17 protein-coding genes are annotated in these 17,782 nt (G+C 66.0%); 8 read left to right on the forward strand and 9 right to left on the reverse strand.

Going from position 1 to position 17,782, the window contains the following annotated elements; translation table 11 throughout:
* Positions 1 to 33 precede the first annotated feature (33 nt).
* Positions 34 to 2,055, forward strand: a complete 2,022-nt coding sequence (locus tag C8E02_RS07200) for a cytochrome c biogenesis protein ResB (RefSeq protein ID WP_120810260.1) — start codon at positions 34 to 36, stop codon at positions 2,053 to 2,055.
* Entirely contained in the window at positions 2,055 to 3,188 is a 1,134-nt protein-coding gene (gene ccsB / locus C8E02_RS07205; protein ID WP_120810261.1) for a c-type cytochrome biogenesis protein CcsB, read from the forward strand. Before C8E02_RS07200 ends, ccsB begins: the two co-directional genes overlap by 1 nt.
* Before the next feature lie 74 nt (positions 3,189 to 3,262).
* Here the strand turns inward: ccsB and C8E02_RS07210 are convergent, their stop codons facing one another.
* Positions 3,263 to 3,643, reverse strand: a complete 381-nt coding sequence (locus tag C8E02_RS07210; protein WP_120810262.1) for a VOC family protein — start codon at positions 3,641 to 3,643, stop codon at positions 3,263 to 3,265.
* 157 nt (positions 3,644 to 3,800) lie between these two features.
* Here C8E02_RS07210 and C8E02_RS07215 point away from each other — a divergent pair, with 157 nt between their 5' ends.
* From C8E02_RS07215 to C8E02_RS07225, 3 genes are all read left to right on the forward strand, one after another.
* Positions 3,801 to 4,982, forward strand: coding sequence for an aminotransferase class I/II-fold pyridoxal phosphate-dependent enzyme (locus C8E02_RS07215; RefSeq protein WP_120810263.1), 1,182 nt, complete (start codon positions 3,801 to 3,803; stop codon positions 4,980 to 4,982).
* A gap of 52 nt (positions 4,983 to 5,034) precedes the next feature.
* Entirely contained in the window at positions 5,035 to 5,310 is a 276-nt protein-coding gene (locus tag C8E02_RS07220; RefSeq protein WP_120810264.1) for a GIY-YIG nuclease family protein, read from the forward strand.
* Positions 5,311 to 5,374: 64 nt separating this feature from the next.
* On the forward strand, positions 5,375 to 6,601 hold the full coding sequence (locus C8E02_RS07225; RefSeq protein WP_120810265.1) for a D-serine ammonia-lyase: 1,227 nt from the start codon (positions 5,375 to 5,377) through the stop codon (positions 6,599 to 6,601).
* A 690-nt stretch (positions 6,602 to 7,291) separates the two neighbouring features.
* Here the strand turns inward: C8E02_RS07225 and C8E02_RS07230 are convergent.
* The 8 genes from C8E02_RS07230 to C8E02_RS07260 form a co-directional block, all read right to left on the reverse strand.
* Positions 7,292 to 7,813 carry a hypothetical protein gene (locus tag C8E02_RS07230; protein WP_120810266.1) on the reverse strand — a complete coding sequence of 174 codons (522 nt, stop codon included), beginning with the start codon at positions 7,811 to 7,813 and terminating at the stop codon, positions 7,292 to 7,294.
* A complete protein-coding gene (locus C8E02_RS17200) occupies positions 7,810 to 8,037 on the reverse strand; it encodes a hypothetical protein (RefSeq protein ID WP_147424468.1) in 228 nt (75 codons plus the stop codon). The genes C8E02_RS07230 and C8E02_RS17200 overlap by 4 nt, the downstream gene beginning before the upstream one ends.
* A 44-nt stretch (positions 8,038 to 8,081) precedes the next feature.
* Positions 8,082 to 8,963, reverse strand: a complete 882-nt coding sequence (locus C8E02_RS07235) for a LysR family transcriptional regulator (RefSeq protein WP_120810267.1) — start codon at positions 8,961 to 8,963, stop codon at positions 8,082 to 8,084.
* Positions 8,964 to 8,973: 10 nt separating this feature from the next.
* Complete coding sequence (locus C8E02_RS07240) at positions 8,974 to 9,795, reverse strand: class I SAM-dependent methyltransferase (protein ID WP_120810268.1); 822 nt, start codon at positions 9,793 to 9,795, stop codon at positions 8,974 to 8,976.
* 95 nt (positions 9,796 to 9,890) lie between these two features.
* On the reverse strand, positions 9,891 to 10,511 hold the full coding sequence (locus tag C8E02_RS07245; RefSeq protein ID WP_120810269.1) for a lytic transglycosylase domain-containing protein: 621 nt from the start codon (positions 10,509 to 10,511) through the stop codon (positions 9,891 to 9,893).
* Positions 10,512 to 10,514: 3 nt separating this feature from the next.
* Entirely contained in the window at positions 10,515 to 12,224 is a 1,710-nt protein-coding gene (locus tag C8E02_RS07250; protein ID WP_120810270.1) for a proline--tRNA ligase, read from the reverse strand.
* Positions 12,225 to 12,350: 126 nt separating this feature from the next.
* Positions 12,351 to 12,875, reverse strand: a complete 525-nt coding sequence (locus C8E02_RS07255; protein ID WP_211329190.1) for a chromate transporter — start codon at positions 12,873 to 12,875, stop codon at positions 12,351 to 12,353.
* Positions 12,872 to 13,423 (reverse strand): chromate transporter, encoded by a 552-nt coding sequence (locus tag C8E02_RS07260; protein ID WP_047965876.1) that lies wholly within the window; start codon positions 13,421 to 13,423, stop codon positions 12,872 to 12,874. Before C8E02_RS07260 ends, C8E02_RS07255 begins: the two co-directional genes overlap by 4 nt.
* 78 nt (positions 13,424 to 13,501) lie before the next feature.
* Here C8E02_RS07260 and gcvA point away from each other — a divergent pair, with 78 nt between their 5' ends.
* The 3 genes from gcvA (at position 13,502) to C8E02_RS07275 (ending at position 17,767) form a co-directional block, all read left to right on the forward strand.
* Complete coding sequence (gcvA, locus tag C8E02_RS07265) at positions 13,502 to 14,383, forward strand: transcriptional regulator GcvA (protein WP_120810271.1); 882 nt, start codon at positions 13,502 to 13,504, stop codon at positions 14,381 to 14,383.
* Positions 14,384 to 14,560: 177 nt separating this feature from the next.
* A complete protein-coding gene (gene kup / locus C8E02_RS07270; protein WP_047965874.1) occupies positions 14,561 to 16,426 on the forward strand; it encodes a low affinity potassium transporter Kup in 1,866 nt (621 codons plus the stop codon).
* A gap of 198 nt (positions 16,427 to 16,624) precedes the next feature.
* Positions 16,625 to 17,767 carry a hypothetical protein gene (locus tag C8E02_RS07275; protein WP_147424469.1) on the forward strand — a complete coding sequence of 381 codons (1,143 nt, stop codon included), beginning with the start codon at positions 16,625 to 16,627 and terminating at the stop codon, positions 17,765 to 17,767.
* Positions 17,768 to 17,782 lie beyond the last annotated feature (15 nt).

Here is a 17,782-nt window from a genome sequence, read left to right on the forward strand (position 1 = left end):
TTCACGCCCCCCTTTGTCGTGCTTTGAAAACACATGAAACCCAATAAGCCTTCAGCATCGAATCTTCACCACGCGTACGAGCTGTTCAGTTCGATGCGCTTCGCCATCGGCTTGCTGACCATTCTGGCCATCGCCTCGATCATCGGCACCGTGCTCAAGCAGAACGAGCCCTATCCCAACTACGCCTTCGAGTTCGGCCAGTTCTGGTTTGTCGCCTTCGAGAAGCTGGGCCTGTACGACGTGTACCACTCGTCGTGGTTCCTGCTGATCCTCGCCTTCCTGGTGCTGTCCACCACGCTGTGCATCATCCGCAACGGGCCGACCTTCCTGCGCGAAATGAAGAGCTTCCGCGAGCGCGCCACCGACAACTCGCTGCGCGCGATGCGCCACAGCCAGCAGCTGGACCTGACGCTGGACGAGGCACGGGCGATGCGCCTGCTGCAGGGCCACGGCCTGCGCGTGAAGCGCGTGCCGCGCGACGACGGCAGCGTGCTGCTGGCGGCGAAGAAGGGCAGTGTCAACAAGCTGGGCTACTTCTTTGCCCACATCGCGATGGTGGTCATCTGCATCGGCGGCCTGATGGACGGCAACCTGCCGCTCAAGCTCGGCGAGCTGACCGGCAGCATCAAGCCGGAAACGCGCGAACTGCCGCAGGCACAGATTCCGGAACAGAGCCGTCTTGGCGCCGGCAACCTGTCGTTCCGCGGCAGCGTGACGGTGCCGGAAGGCAAGAGCGCCGACGTGATCTTCATGAACAGCGGCAATGGCTACCTGGTGCAGGAGCTGCCGTTCATCGTCACGCTGAAGAAATTCCACGTCGACTACTACAGCAACGGCATGCCCAAGCTGTTCGCCAGCGACCTGATCATCACCGACAAGGGCAGCGGCAAGACCTCCGAACACACCATCAAGGTCAACCACCCGCTGGTGGTCGACGGCGTGGCCATCTACCAGGCCAGCTTCGGCGACGGCGGCTCGCCGCTGCAACTGAAGGCGTGGAACCTGCAGGCACCGCAGGCGGCACCGACCGACATCAAGGGCAACTCGCTGGGCGCACAACCGCTGAAGGTCAACGGCCGCGACTACCAGCTGGAATTCGGCGAGCTGCGCGTGTTCAACGTGGAAAACACCGACGCGCCGGGCAGCGACGACAAGTCTCTTGAACAACGCCTCAACGACGCACGCTCGGTACGGCAGGACACCAAGGCGCTGAAGAACATCGGCCCGTCGATCAGCTTCAAGCTGCGCGACCAGCACGGCCAGGCGCGTGAATACCAGCACTATATGGCGCCGATGCAGCAGGACGGCGAGTGGTACCAGGTGGCCGGGGTGCGCAGCGACGTGGCTCAGCCGTTCCAGTACCTGCGCATTCCGCTCGACAAGGACATGAGCATCGCCAGCTTCATGCGCCTGTACGCGGCGCTGAAGAACCCGGCGCTGTACGACGAGATCCGTGAACGCACCACCGCCAAGGCGATGCAGGGTCAGGCGATCAGCCCGGCGATGCAGCAGCAGTTCTCCGACAGCGTGCGCTGGGTGCTGTCCCGCTTTGCCCAGGGCGGCTTCGGCGCGCTGGAACAGTTCCTTGACGACAAGGTGCCGGCCGACAAGCGCCAGGCGATTGCGCAGACCTATATCAAGATCCTGCAGGGTGCGGTGGTCGACGTGATGGACGTGGCGCAGGCCAAGGCCGGTCTGGCGCCATGGCCGCAGGACGCCAAGCACTACCGCTTCCTGCTCGACAGCCTGGTCAGCGTCAGCGCGCTGCAGGACTACGCGGCGCCGGTATACCTGGAAATGAGCGGCTTTGAGCAGGTGCAGTCCTCCGGCCTGCAAATGACGCGCTCGCCGGGCAAGAACGTGGTGTATCTTGGCTCGCTGCTGCTGGTGATCGGCATCATCCTGATGTTCTACGTGCGCGAAGTGCGCGTCTGGCTGCTGCTGCAGCGCGACGGCACCCGACTGGCGATGACCTCCAACCGCCACAACCGCGATCTGGACCAGGACTTCGAGCGCATGGTCGACTATCTGAACAAACAGGCTGGAGAAGCATGATGGAGATGGTGTTGCAACAACCGCTGTACAAGCGTCTGGCCGCCGGTGACTGGCTGTACGCGCTGCTGATCGTCGTCGCCGCCGGCTACAGCTTCAGCCTGTACGGCAGCGCGCTGGACTACTACGAACAGCTGATCCTGGCCGGCAGCAGTATCGCGCTGGTGGCGCTGGGCTGGTTCTGGCCGAGCTGGCGCTGGTTCTTCCCGCTGGCCGGGGCGGTGTCGCTGCTGGCGATCCAGCTGTACGACCACAACCTGGCGCGCGCGGCGGAAAGCTTCGGCCTGAAGTACCTGCTGTCCAGCCAGTCGTCGTTCATGTGGATGTGCACGCTGTTCTTCCTTGCCACCGTGCTGTACTGGGCCGGCACCCTCTCCCGCGCCGGCCTGCTGATGCGCATGGGCAGCGGCCTGACCTGGGCGGCGGCGGTGTTCGCGCTGGCCGGCCTGTTCACCCGCTGGTACGAAAGCTACCTGATCGCGCCGGACGTTGGCCGCATCCCGGTCTCCAACCTGTATGAAGTGTTCATCCTGTTCTGCCTGATCACCGCGCTGATGTATTTGTACTACGAGGCCAAGTTCGCGGTGCGCCAGGTCGGCGCCTTCGTGCTGCTGGTGATCAGCGCCGCAGTCGGCTTCATCCTGTGGTACACCTTCGACCGCCAGGCGCACGAGATCCAGCCGCTGATCCCGGCGCTGCAATCGTGGTGGATGAAGATCCACGTGCCCGCCAACTTCGTCGGCTACGGCGCGTTCGCGATGTCGGCGATGATCGGCGTGGCGCAGCTGCTGATCCGCCGCGGCATCCTCGCCAGCCGCCTACCCTCGGCCGAGGTGCTGGACGAGGTGATGTACAAGGCGATCGCCGTCGGCTTCCTGTTCTTCACCATCGCCACCATCCTCGGTGCGATGTGGGCGGCGGATGCCTGGGGCGGCTACTGGAGCTGGGACCCGAAAGAAACCTGGGCACTGATCGTGTGGCTGAACTACGCCGCCTGGCTGCACATGCGCCTGGTCAAGGGCTGGCGCGGCGAGCCGCTGGCGTGGTGGGCGGTGGTCGGCCTGCTGGTCACCTCGTTCGCCTTCATCGGCGTCAACATGTTCCTGTCCGGCCTGCACTCCTACGGCGCGCTGTAACACAAGGTTGGCCGCATGCGGCCAACCCTGTCACCTCACGACCCGGCCCTGCGCCGGGTCGTGGCGTTTCCCGCTCAGGCGTACACCGACAGCTCCAGCAGGTTGCCGTCCGGATCGCGCAAATACAGGGAGCGAATCGACCCCAGCGCACCGGTGCGCGCCACCGGACCCAGCTCCACCGCCACGCCCCTGGCAGCCAGCTCCGCCGCCACCTCATCCAGCCCGCCACTCACGATCAGGCAGAGATCGGCACTGCCTGCCTGCGGCACCCGCGCGTGCGGCAGCAAGGGCGCGGCCGCCGGGTGCAGGTTGATCTTGTGCCGGCCGAATTCCAGTGCCACCCGGCCCTCGCCAAATGTCACCGGCACCATGCCCAGCACATCACGATAAAACGCCACCGTGCGCGGAATATCCGCCACCGTCAGCACCAGATGATCCAGCCGTTCGATTTGCATCCTGACTCCTTGCCGGGCACACCCTGCCGCACCATGCCGCAGTAGCCCCATCGTCATACTTTACCGCGCCCGGCGATCGCGGCACACTGCCGCCATTGCCGCGCCCCTGCCGGCGCGGGGCAGCCCGTACGCTGCCAGACCACTAGCCGGAGCCGTCATGAGCACACTTCCCCTGCACCCCGCCACCCTCGCCGTTCGCGCCGGCGAAGACGACTACCGCCCGCACGCCGCGCTGGCGGTGCCCATCGAGTTCGGCATCGCCCACGGCTACCCGGATGTGGACAGCTGGGAACAGGTGGCGCGCGGCGATGTCCCCGGCCCGCTGTATGCCCGCAACAGCGCCCACCCCACCAGCCTGGCGCTGGAAGCCAAGCTGGCCGCGCTGGAAGGCGCGGTGGCAGCGGTGAGCTTCGGTAGCGGCATGGCGGCGATCAGCAGCACGCTGATGGCGCTGCTCAAACCCGGCGCGCGGGTGGTGGCCGGCAAGGACACCTACGGCGGCAGCCACTACCTGTTGCAGCACACCCTGCCGCAGTGGGGGGTGCAGGTGACGCTGTGCGACACCACCGATGCCGCCGCCTTCGACGCCGCGCTGGCCGGCGGCTGCGAGCTACTGTACCTGGAATCGCCGACCAACCCGCTGCTGAAGGTGCAGGACATCCGCCGCCTGGCCGCCGCCGGCCATGCCGCCGGCGCGCTGGTGGTGATCGACAACACCTTCGCCACCCCGGTGAACCAGAACCCGCTGGCGCTGGGCGCCGACCTGGTACTGCACAGCGCCACCAAGTTCCTGGGCGGCCACGCCGACGCCATGGGCGGCATCGTCTGTGGCAGCCAGGCGCTGACCGACCGCATCCGCCACTACCGCGAGATCCACGGCGCCTGCCTCGACCCGATGAGCGCCTTCCTGATCCTGCGCGGCATCAAGACGCTGGCGCTGCGCATGCGCCAGCACAACGACAACGCGCTGGCGCTGGCGCAGTGGCTGCAGCAGCAGCCGGCGGTGGCGCAGGTGAACTACCCCGGCCTGCCGCAGCACCCGCAACACGCCATCGCCCGCGAGCAGATGCAGGGCTTCGGCGGCGTGCTCAGCTTCGAGCTGGCCGGCGGTTTTGCCGCCGTGCGCCGGCTGCTGCCGCGCTGCCAGCTGTTGATCCGCGCCGCCACGCTGGGCACGGTGGACACCCTGCTGGGCGTGCCGAGCACCACCAGCCACGTGGAATGCACCGAACAGGAACGCATCGCGCTGGGCATTCCCGGCGGGCTGGTGCGCTGCTCGGTGGGCATCGAGGACATCCGCGACATCATCGCCGACCTGCAGCAGGCGCTGGCCGAGTGAACGCCACACTGCAACAGGTTGGCCGCAGGCCTTGCGGCCAACCCTGGCGGCCATGAGCTGGTACCTGTACCTGCTGGAATGCCGCGGCGGCAGCCTGTACACCGGCATCAGCAATAACGTGGAAAAGCGCTACGCCGCCCATGTCGCCGGCAAGGGCGCGCGCTACACCCGCAGCTTTCCGCCCGAGCGTATCGCGCTGGTGCTGGAATTTGCCGACAAGGGCGAAGCACTGCGTGCCGAGCTGGCGGTCAAGGCGATGAGTGCGGCGCAGAAGCGGGCGTGGCTGGCGGCGCAAGCCATTAGCCCAGCTAATCAGATCGTGCAGTAATGCTGGCTTGTCGCCGCCAGCGGCCACGCGCACACTGCCAGCCATGCTCTGACAGGAAAACGCCATGTTCCCTCTCGATACCCTCCCTACCGCCCTCCACCACGGCCAGCCACTGCTGTGGCACAACCCCGGCCTGCGTCCCGCCGCCGCGGCACTGACCGCCAGCGGCCACGGCCGCGCCGAGATCGAGGCCGCCATCGCCCGCTGGCAACGCTTCGCGCCGCTGCTGGCGCGGCTGTTTCCGGACAGCGTCGCCGCCGACGGCCACATCGACTCGCCACTGCTGAGCCAGAGCGACGAGCACGGCAAGCCGCTGTGGGTGAAAGCCGACCACGCACTGCCGATCACCGCCTGCATCAAGGCGCGCGGCGGCGTGTACGAGGTGCTGTGCCACGCCGAAGAGCTGGCGCTGGCCGCCGGCCTGCTGCAAGCCGGCGACAGCTACGCCGTGCTGGCCGACGCGCCGGCGCACGCGTTGTTCGCACAGCACCGCATCCTGGTCGGCAGCACCGGCAACCTCGGCTACAGCGTCGGGGTGATGGCGCGCGCGCTGGGGCTGGGAGTGGAAGTGCACATGTCGCACGACGCCAAGGAGTGGAAAAAGCAGCGCCTGCGCGCGCTGGGTGCCACGGTGGTGGAGCATGCCGGCGACTACGCGCTGGCGGTGGCCGCCGCGCGCAACAACGCGGCCGCTGATGCGCGCGCCTATTTCATCGACGACGAAAGCTCACTGCTGCTGTTCTTCGGCTACGCCGCCGCGGCGTGGGATCTGGCGCCGCAACTGGCCGCCGCCGGCCTGCGACCAACGCCGGAGCAGCCGCTGCGGGTGTACCTGCCCTGCGGCGTCGGCGGCGCACCCGGTGGCGTCGCCTTCGGCCTGAAGTGCCTGTTCGGCGACGCGGTGCAGTGCGTGCTGGTGGAGCCGGTGGCCTCGCCCTGCTTCCTGCTGCGCCTCGCCACTGGTGACGACGCGCTGTCGGTATACGACATCGGCCTCGACAACCGCACCGTGGCCGACGGCCTGGCGGTGCCGCGCGCCTCCGCCACCGTGGCCGGCATCGTGCAGCAGCTGATCGACGCGGTGGTCACCGTCAGCGACGCCAGCCTGCTGGCGGCCGTGCGCCAGCAGTGGCAGCAACACGGCCTGCGGCTGGAGCCGTCCGCCGCCGCCGGCTTCGTCGCCCATCAGCTGGCCAGCGAACAATGGCCGGGGAATGTGATCCCGGTGGTATGGACCACCGGCGGCAACGGCCTGCCGGACGAGGTGTTTTTGCCGCTGCTGGCGGAGTGATTTAAAGGCCGCTCAACAGCAAAAAGGTTGGCCGCAAACCGGTAACGGCTTGCGGCCAACCTTTTGTATTCCATCCCGGGATATGCGGGCTTCAACACGTAGGTCAGGTTAGCGCAGCGTAACCCGACACGGCTTGCAGCCTACGTTGTGGCGGTAATCGGTCTTGATTTTTGCCACGGAAGCGCGCGGGAAAACACGGATAAAGACAAAATGACCTTGGCCACGAAACCCGCGAAAGAACACGAAAATATAAGCGAAAATAGAACAGGCCTGACCGCAAAGCTTGTCGGGTTACGCTACGCTAACCCGACCTACGAGCGACCCGAACACTACGCCTCACAACCGCCAAAACCGAACCGGCGCGACCATTCCCGTTGGCGCAAGCCGTGCAAACTGCCTCCAGCCCGGAAACAAGCCGCCCTCTTTTGAGCGCAGCGGATGGGCGGCGCCGGGCTGGCGGCAGTTGGCGCGGGAATTCTTGCGCCTTCGGGTCGCCTTTTCTTTGCTTACTTTCTTTTTGGCGAAGCAAAAGAAAGTAAGCCGCCGCCGCGCGGAAAGCGGCAGATAACAACATCCGCGCAGCGGATACCCCAGACCAAAACAAGGTTGGCCGCAAACCGGTAACGGCTTGCGGCCAACCTTTGTCATTTCAACGCGGTAAACACCTGGCTTCGCAAGCTCAGCACCAGCCTACAAACCCGACTTACCGCGTTGTGCCAATACCCTGACCATGCTTTTTACATTGTCGCGATTCTTGCCCCAATCAATCAGTGTTAACCGTAACCACGGCCGGCTGCAAAGATATACCCGGGTTGCCACCACGCCCGCTTCCGCAAGATCGACACTGAGATACTCGCCCCAGCTCTTAAAAGAACAGGCGGTGCGTACCTCGAAATGGCTGTCGCCTTGTACGCGCACACGGCGACCATAACGCGCTTGCAACTCCGCCAATACCATGTCGCGCGCTACGGGCAACGCCAAGGGCAGCGTCAGTGTTTGCTGCACCCGCACGGCAGCGTTTCGATCGAATGTGACTGCAAAAAAGCACTGCATGGCAATGGCGTAGATCAGACTGGCCAGTGCCATACCCGCCAGCCCATGCCAGCTGAAATCTGACCACAGCCACGCTATCTGCTGAAACAACAGGCAACCGAGCAAAAGCCAGACAAAGAGCCACCGCTTGCGGCGACTATCGAACAGGATCCTGATCATGCGCCTTCCCCCAAATGGCAAAAAGCCATGCTAAAAACATAACGACAAAATAAAAAGCCCGACATGGCGAGTTGGCCGCAGAGCATGGCCAGCCATGCGTCCAATTCCTCGCCTTCTCGGCAAAGCGCCCCGTGACGGCCACGCATCGCGTTACCCGCACCATGACAAAAGGGCAAGCCTTCCGGCTTGCCCTTGCTTATCTCATTGCAGCCAACCTTGGCCACACACTCACATCCTCATTGCGCAGCTGCCTGGCACACCACCGTCACTACCGCTGCATCTCGGCCACCAGCCACGCCACCAGCGTCTGCGCCGCCGCACTGCCGCTTACCGGGTACAGCGCGTAATAGCCCAGTAGCAGCGGAGGATGCTCGTCCAGCCGGCGCAGGCTGCCGTCCTGCAGGTAGCGCGCCACCAACAGCTGGCGGCCCAGCGCCACGCCGTCGCCGACCTGCGCACTGCGGTAGGCCAGCTGCGCCTGATTGAAGTGGCGCTCACCAGCGTCGCAGCCGGGCGGGCGGCCGTGGGCGGCCAGCCACAGCGCCCACTCGCTGCCGGCCGGCGCTGGCGTGCTCCACGGCGCGTCGTCGTGCAGCAGGCGGCCGCTGTGGCCGGCGGTATCAAAAGTAGGGGCGGCCACCGGAAAGCCGTACTCCGGCAGCACGAAGGCGGCGTCCTGCGGCGCTTGCGGCAGGTAGCGCAGCGCCAGGTCGATGCCGGCCTGGCGTAGCGCCGCCGGGCTGTAGGGTTGATTGTCGGCCAGCAGATCGACGCTGATGTCCGGCTGCAGGCGGGCGAAGCGCCCCAGTCGCGGCAGCAGCCACTCCATCGCCAGCGACGGCGGCGCCGACAGCCGCACGCTGGCCGACGCGGCCCCGCGCTGCAGTGCGGCCAAGGTGGTGGCCACGGTATCGAAGCCACTGTCACAGGCGGCAAACAGCTGCTGTCCGGCGGGGGTGAGTTGCAGGCTGCGACCGCTGCGTTGCAGCAGGGTCAGCTGCAGCCGCGCTTCCAGCCGCTGCACGCGCTGGCTGACCGCGCCCTGCGTCACCGCCAGTTGCTCGGCGGCGCGGCGAAAGCCACCGCACGCCGCCACCGCGTGGAAGAACCACAGGTCGGCCAGCAGGGTGGCGTCGAGACGGCGGGTCATCGGGCGGGGCTTAGTAGGCGAAGCGCTGGCGCAGCTCTTCCAGGTTCAGCTCGCGCAGGATGCTTTCCTGGCGTTCGCGGGCGCTCTTTTTCGCGCCGCCGACCTTCTTGGCGATGATCAGCTCGTTCTTCATCGAGTGCTCCCAGCCCACCAGCTCGGTGACGGTGACCTGGTAGCCGCGCGCCTCCAGCTGCAGGCAACGCAGCACGTTGGTCAGCTGGCTGCCGAATTCGCGGGTGTGGATCGGGTGGCGCCACAGCTCGGACAGCGCGGTCTTGCCGAAGGTCTCGTTCTTCTTCTGCCGCAGCACGGCGGCGACCTCGGCCTGGCAGCACGGCACCAGCACGATGTACTTGGCGTCCTTGGCCAGCGCGAAGCGGATGGCGTCGTCGGTGGCGGTGTTGCAGGCGTGCAGCGCGGTGATGATGTCCACCTGCGCCGGCAGCGCGTCGGAGGTGATCGACTGCTCGACGGTGAGGTTGAGGAAGCTCATGCCCTCGAAACCCAGTCGCTGCGCGAGATCCACCGACTTGTCCACCAGCTCCTGCCGTGTTTCCACGCCGTAGACGTGCGCCGCCGCCTTGTCCTTCAGGAACAGGTCATACAGGATGAAGCCGAGGTAGGACTTGCCGGCGCCGTGGTCGGCCAGCGTCAGGCCGCCCTTTTCCGCCAGCACGTCGGCCATCAGCGGCTCGATGAACTGGTACAGGTGATAGACCTGCTTCAGCTTGCGGCGGGTGTCCTGGTTGATCTTGCCGTCGCGGGTCAGGATGTGCAGTTCTTTCAGCAGTTCAATCGACTGCTGCGGTTTGATTTCGGGGATCAGGCTCATCGCGGTGTCCGTATAAAAAAGGTTGGCCGCAAGCACGGGCTTGCGGCCGGAAGCATGGCGCCGGAGTGGCACCGGGCGCGACAAGCGCGGCCGGCTCAGTGGCCGGCGGTTTGCTGCAGGCTGGCCGGCGGTGTCCACTGCCAGTGGCTGCGCCAGGCGCCGACCACCAGATTGGGGTATTCGGCGCGGCCGAGGCTGCCGTTGTAGCGCCCCAGCGCGCGGAACAGGTTGCCGCGCTCGATATCGAGATAATGGCGCAGGATGGTGCAGCCGTAGCGCAGGTTCAGCGTCAGCTCGAACAGGTTGTGCTCGCTGGCGCCGATGCTGCGCACCCAGAACGGCATCACCTGCATCAGGCCGCGCGCGCCGACCGGCGAGATCGCGTACTTGTTGAAGCCGCTCTCCACCTGAATCAGCCCCAGCACCAGCTGCGGATCGAGTCCGGCTCGGGTGGCCTCGTACTGCACCGCGGTCAGCAGCCGCTCGCGCAGCCACTGGTCCGGGAGGCGACGGCTGAGGCGGCGCGACATCTCCGCCAGCCACGCCGCACCCTCGTGCGGGTTGTCAAACACCAGCCGTGGCGCGTTGATGTCGGCAATGCTGCGCGACATCGCCGACGCCACGTTGGCCGCCAGCGCCTCTTCGCGCTGCGCCCCCGCCCATGCCGGCACGGTGGCCAGCGTGAACAGCAGCAGCGCAAACCGCCAGCGGCGCATGGCTTAGCGCGCCAGCTGTGCCAGCACGTGTGCCAGCACCGCGTCCGGCGCCACAGGTGTGGATTCGGCATCGCGACGGTGCTGGTACTCGACCTTGCCTTCCTTCAGGCCGCGGTCGCCGATGGTAACGCGGTGCGGCGCGCCGATCAGCTCCCAGTCGGCGAACATCGCGCCCGGACGCTCGCCGCGGTCGTCGATGATCACGTCCACGCCCTTGTCTTGCAAATCAGCGTACAGCTGATCGGCGGCGGCTTTCACGCCTTCGGAGCGGTCGTAGCCGACCGGGCAGATCACCACGCTGAACGGTGCGATCGCGTCCGGCCAGATCATGCCCTTGTCGTCGTAGTTCTGCTCGATGGCGGCGCCGAGGATGCGGGACACGCCGATGCCGTAGCAGCCCATCTCGAAGTGCTTCGGCTTGCCGTCTTCGTCGAGAAAGGTGGCGTTCATCGCCTTGGAATACTTGGTGCCAAGGTAGAACACGTGGCCAACCTCGATACCGCGCTGGATGTCGAGCACGCCGTTGCCGCACGGCGACACGTCGCCGACCACCACGTTGCGCAGGTCGGCGACTTCCGGCTCGGCGCAGTCGCGGCCGAAGTTGGCGCCGGTGTAGTGCTGGTCGTCCTCGTTGGCGCCGATGACGAAATCGGCCATCTTGGCCACGGTACGGTCGGCGATCACGCGGCCGTTAAAGCCGACCGGACCCAGCGAGCCGGGATTGGCGCCGAAGGCGTCCTTGATCGCGGCCGGCGCGGCGAAGGTCAGCGGCTTCTTGATGCCGGCGATCTTCTCCGCCTTCACTTCGTTCAGCTCGTGGTCGCCGCGCAGCAGCATCAGCACCGCCTCGCCCTTTTCGCCTTCCACCACGATCGCCTTCACGGTCGCGGTGATGTCGACCTTCAGGAAATCCACCAGCTCGGCGATGGTCTTCACCTTCGGGGTGTGCACCTTAACAAGGTTGGCCGCAGCAGCCGGGCGCTCGCCGGCCGGGGCCACCGCTTCCGCCAGCTCGATGTTGGCGGCGTAGTCGGAGGTCGGGCAGTAAACGATGGCGTCTTCGCCGGTTTCGGCGATCACCTGGAATTCGTGCGAGCGGTCACCGCCGATGGCGCCGGTATCGGCCGCCACCGCGCGGTAGGTCAGGCCCAGGCGGTCGAAGATGCGGCAGTAGGCGGCAAACATGTTGTCGTAGCTCTTGCCGGCGTCTTCGGCGCTGCGGTCGAAGGAGTACGCGTCCTTCATGGTGAACTCGCGGCCGCGCATCACGCCGAAGCGCGGACGGCGCTCGTCGCGGAATTTGGTCTGGATCTGGTAGAAGTTCTTCGGCAGCGCGCGGTAGCTGCGCAGCTCGGCGCGGGCGATGTCGGTGACCACTTCTTCCGAGGTCGGCTGGATCACGAAATCACGGTCGTGGCGGTCCTTGAAGCGCAACAGCTCGGCACCCATGGTGTCGAAGCGGTCGGTTTCCTGCCACAGGCCGGCCGGCTGGACGACTGGCATCACCATCTCGATGGCGCCGGCGCGGTTCATTTCCTCGCGCACGATGTTCTCGACCTTCTTCAGCGAACGCAGGCCCATCGGCATCCACGAGTAGACACCGGCGGCGACCTTGCGGATGAAGCCGGCACGCAGCATCAGCTTCTGGCTCACGATATCCGCGTCGGCGGGGGCTTCTTTCTGGGTGGAGATGAAAAACTGCGAGGCGCGCATGGTGTTGGTTATCCTTGAGATTTCTGCGAAATAGCGCTGATTGTAGCCGTTTAGGGCAGACGGCGGAAAGGTTGGCCGCAGCGGCGGCCAACCTTGCAATCACGCTACCGGCGATGCGCCGGATGGCTACACCCAGCCCAGCAGCCCGGCCACGGCACCGGCGCCCAGCAGCCACAGCGGGTGCAGGCTGGTGCGCCAGGCGATCAGTGCGCTGATGGCACACAGCAGCCACGCGCTCCAGCCGGTGTTGGCGATGCCGGCCAGCAGCCAGGCGCCGCCCAGCACCAGCCCGATCGACAGCGGTGCGAAGCCGCGCTGGATGGCGTGGCACAGCCGGTAATCGCGGAAGCGCTGCCACAGTTTGGCGACGTAGAAGCTGAGGATCGAGGACGGGCCGCAGATGCCGATCAGGCTGATGGCGGCGCCGGGCAGGCTGGCCATCTGCCAGCCGACCAGGCTGGCGATCAGTACGTTCGGCCCCGGTGCCGACTGCGCGATGGCGAACAGCGCGGTGAATTCCGCCGCCGTCATCCAGCCGTGCTCGTTGACCACCATGCGCAGCATTTCCGGCACCACCGCGTTGGCACCGCCGACCGCCATCAGCGACAGCTGGCCGAACACCAGGAACAGGGCAAGCAGCATCGCGCTCATGTCGGCTCCTTCTGCAGGTGCCAGGCCAGCGTCACCGCCAGCGGCACCATCACCAGCAAGAGCGGCAGCAGCGGCCAGTGCAGCAGGCCGATGGCGACAAAGGTGGCCACCGCCAGCGCGATGCACCAGCTGCTGCGCTCCAGCCTGGCGGCCAGCCGCAGCCCCATGCCAAAGATCAGGCCGGTGGCCGCCGGTGCCAGCCCGGCCAGCACCTGCTGCAGCGCCGGCAGGCCGCGGTACTGCTGGTACAGCGACACCAGCAGCATGGCGATGCAGAACGGCGCCAGCAGCAGGCCGCTGAATGCCAGCAGCGCGCCGCTGGCACCGTGAAAGCGGCCGCCGACGGCGACGCTGAGATTGACCACGTTGGGGCCGGGCAGGATCTGGCCGAGGCCGAGCAGCTCGGTGAATTCGGCGTCGGTCAGCCAGCCTTTGCGCAGCACCAGCATGTGGTGCACCAGCGGCAGCACGCCGCCGAAGCCGATGATGCCGATGCCGAAAAAGCCGGTGAACAGCTCGCGGCGGGTGGGGATGTTGTGTGTTTCCATGACCGGTAGCGTAGTGCGGAAGCGGAGGTGGCGACAAACGAGTTTTTCCGACTTCGCTTGTGCGCTATGCTCACAAACATGAACCGGCGACTCCCCCCTCTCAATGCCCTGCGCGCCTTTGAAGCCGCGGCACGCTGCGGCAGTTTCAGTGCCGCGGCGGAACAGCTGCATGTGACCCACGGCGCCATCAGCCGCCAGATCAAGCAGCTGGAAGAATGGCTGGGGCTGGCGCTGTTCGACCGCGTCGGCAAGCGCGTGCTGCTCACCGACAACGGTCGCCAGTACCTGCCGGTGCTGCAGACCGCGTTCGACAGCATCGCCACCGCCACCGAGCGGCTGACCCAGGGCCGCACGCGGCAGCTGCGCATCAACGCCACGCCGACGCTGGCGATGCACTGGCTGCTGCCGCGGCTGACACGCTTCCAGCTGCGCCATCCCGGCGTCGAGCTGCGGCTGGCGACCTCGGACACCATCATCCACGACCAGCATGCCGATTTCGACATCGCCCTGCGCCGCGGCCATGACCACTGGCACGGTTTCGTGTCGCACCTGTTCCTGACCGAGCACGAACAGCCGCTGCTCAGCCCGGCGCTGCTGGCGAGCAAGCCGCTGGCGACGGTGGCCGATCTGGCGCAGCACACGCTGCTGCACTCGGAAACGCGGCCGGTATCGTGGGAGCGCTGGCTGGCGGCGGCCGGCAGCCCGGCGCTGCAGGCGGCGGCGCACCAGCACTTCGACCACTACTATCTGGCGCTGCAGGCGGCGGTCGACGGCCTGGGGGTGGCGCTCAGCGCGCAGCCGGTGACCGACGCGCTGATCGCCAGCGGCAAGCTGGTGGCGCCGCTGGACGGGCCGCGGGTGAAGGCGCGCGGTTATTCCTGGGTGCTGCCGCTGACGCTGGCGGAAGACCCGCTGTGCGCCGATTTCTGCGCCTGGCTGGAGGAAGAAGGCGGCAATTAGCCGCGCCGCCGTGCCACCTGTCGCATCGGCTCTACACTGCGGCCACAATTGCGCTACAAAAGCGGGCGCCGCATGGCACATTGTGGGGCACAAGAGTAAGCTTCGCGCTCACCCGAGATTCGCAATACTGCGCTGCAACATCCGTGGCGGCGCCACCCACCAAAAAATACATAAATCATGCAGGCTCAAAACAAACAGGCGCTCGCCGGTATCACGCTGGCGGCGCTGGGGGTCGTGTACGGGGACATCGGCACCAGCCCCCTCTACACCCTGAAAGAATGCTTCAGCCCCCACCTCGGCCTGGCGGTGACGCCGGCCAACGTGCTGGGCATCTTGTCGCTGATCGTCTGGGGCCTGATCCTGGTCGTGTCGCTGAAGTACCTCAGCTTCGTGCTGCGCGCCGACAACCGCGGCGAGGGCGGCATCCTGACGCTGATGGCGCTGGCGCGGCGTTGCGTCGGCCCGCGCGGCTGGATGCTGGCCGCCATCGGCCTGATGGGCGGCGGCTTCTTCTACGGCGAGGTGGTGATCACCCCGGCGATCTCGGTGCTGTCGGCGGTGGAAGGGCTGGAGGTGATCACCCCCGCGTTCAAGCCCTACGTGCTGCCGCTGGCGCTGGCGGTGCTGACCGGCCTGTTCCTGATCCAGAAGCACGGCACCGCCAGTGTCGGCAAGCTGTTCGGCCCGGTGATGATGCTGTGGTTCGCGGCGCTGGCCGCGCTCGGTGTGCACGGCATTGCCGGCAACCCGGCGGTGCTGGCGGCGCTGAATCCGCTGTGGGGCATCGAATTCCTGTTCAGCCACGGCGCCATCGGCTTCCTGGCGCTCGGTTCGGTGGTGCTGGCGCTGACCGGCGCCGAGGCGCTGTACGCCGACATGGGCCACTTCGGCGCCAGGCCAATCCGCCTGGCGTGGTTCTTCTACGTGCTGCCGGCGTTGCTGCTGAACTACTTCGGCCAGGGCGCCGAGATCCTCGCCAGCCCGGAGGCGCGCGCCAACCCGTTCTTCCACCTGGCACCGCAGTGGGCGCTGCTGCCGCTGGTGATCCTGTCCACCTGCGCCACGGTGATCGCGTCGCAGGCGGTGATCTCCGGCGTGTTCTCGCTGACGCGCCAGGCGGTGCAGCTGGGCTACCTGCCGCGCATGGAAATCACCCACACCTCCGACAACGAGATCGGCCAGATCTACATCCCGCTGATCAACTGGGGCCTGCTGGCGGCGGTGATCATGGTGGTGATCATGTTCCAGAATTCCAGCGCGCTGGCCGGCGCCTACGGCATCGCCGTCACCGGCACCATGGTGATCACCTCCATCCTGGTGTGCACCGTCGCCTGGCGCGGCTGGCACTGGCCGCTGGCCGTGGTGGCACCGCTGCTGGTCGCGCTGCTGGTGATCGACCTGCCGCTGTTCCTCGCCAACGTGGTGAAGATCTTCGCCGGCGGCTGGCTGCCGCTGCTGATCGGCATCGGCGCTTTCATCCTGATGACCACCTGGAAACAGGGCCGTCACCTGCTGATGCAGCGTCTGAACGAAATGGCGATCCCGCTGGACGGCTTTGTCGAGAACATGGAAGCCTACCCGCCGGAGCGGGTACAGGGCACCGCGGTGTTTCTCACCAACTCCACCCACGGCGTGCCGCACGCGCTGCTGCACAACCTGAAGCACAACAAGGTGCTGCACGAGCGCGTGGTGCTGATGACCATCCGCGCCGAGGAGGTGCCGTATATCGAGGAAGACGAGCGGGTGGAAGTCCTGCAGCTGTCCGGCAGTTTCTGGCGGGTGATGGCCTACTACGGCTTCAAGGAGACCCCGGACGTGCAGCAAATCCTCGACCTGTGCGCGGCACAGGGCATGACTTTCGAGCTGATGGACACCTCGTTCTTCCTGTCGCGCGAGACGCTGATCCAGACCGAACGCGAGGGCATGTCGCCGTGGCGCGAGACGCTGTTCGTGTGGATGAGCCGCAACGCGCTGCGCGCCACCGACTTCTTCCAGATCCCGACCAACCGCGTGGTGGAGATGGGCGCGCAAGTCGAGCTGTAAACCGCGCAGCGGCCAAGGTTGGCCGCAAGCGTCACGACAAGGGCAAGCCGGACGGCTTGCCCTTTTGTATTGGTAATATTGCCACTTTATTGTCATTTATATACGATGGCTGGCTATGCCGTTTGCACGACAGCTGTCTGCAAACACCCGCCATCCTGACGCGCCGCCTGCCGCAGCGCCCCTCCCGCCGTCGCCATCATGCCCAGCCGCACCTGCACCGCCCGCACCACTTGCTCGCCCGCCACCCGCCAGCCCCGGCAACAGGGCGTGGTGACGCTGGCGATGACCTTGCTGGTGCTGTTCCTCAGCAGCCTGATGGTGTTCCAGAGCAGTGCCGGCCTGCTGTTCGAGATCCGCACCGGCAACAACATGCTGCGCCAGAAACAGGCACAGGAAGCCGCGCGCGGTGGACTGGATGCCGCTTTGGCCTGGCTTGTTACCAACGGCAGCGCCAGCAACCTCACCAATACGGCCAACTGGACAGATGATGCGACCGGGCCAGCCGGCAATAACCAGAAAGCAAACAGCAGCATTTTCCCGCTGGCCATCAGCAGCCAGACTATCGGCGACTACCCCATCAGCGTGAGCATGTGGCGTAACGCGACCGCCGCCAACGTGCTGGAAATCCGCGCATCAAGCAGCGGGGATGGCGTCGCCACCGTCAGTGAACGTCTCCTGCTTGGCACGACCACTACCAGTACATCGACTGCGGTCACCCTGAATTTGAATACCGTGGCACCAATCGTGATCAAAGGGGGCATGAGCGGCGTCACCGGCAACCCGTCGGTGGCGGCGGGCACAACAGGTACCGCCATCATCAGCTCCGAAAGCTCGACAACCATCAATACAGGAGGGCACGGGCAGAGTGGGCTAACCGTGACCGGCAATATCAAAGGCAACGCCTTCACCGGCACGGCGTGGGATCTGGTGTTCCCGAACACCAGCAAAGCGGAGATGAAGGCAGCGGCGGACTACAGCACCATTTACTTTTATGATGATGAAATTCCTCCGCCCAATAACTGGCACACCAATGTTGGTACCGCCAGCAAGCCCGGCATCCTGATTTTCGATACCGGTGCCGGTTGTCCCAAGCTGAACGGGGGTGTCGTCATTTACGGCATCGTTTACTACGCCGACAACTGTGGCAACCAGGGCTGGGGGGGTGCAAAAATCTATGGCAGCATGGTTTCAGAACGCAGCATCACCAAATTGACAGCCAACAGCCAATTCATAGGCTGGTCATCGACACTCGGTACCGGCACCGTCAACCTACCCCCGGTTACCAGCACCACGACAAACAACACCCTCGCCATCAAGACCGCCTCCTGGCGCGACTTCTGACCCCATCGCCCCTCA

The sequence above is a fragment of the Vogesella indigofera genome (assembly GCF_003633895.1).
In the GTDB taxonomy this organism is placed as follows: Bacteria; Pseudomonadota; Gammaproteobacteria; order Burkholderiales; family Chromobacteriaceae; genus Vogesella; species Vogesella indigofera.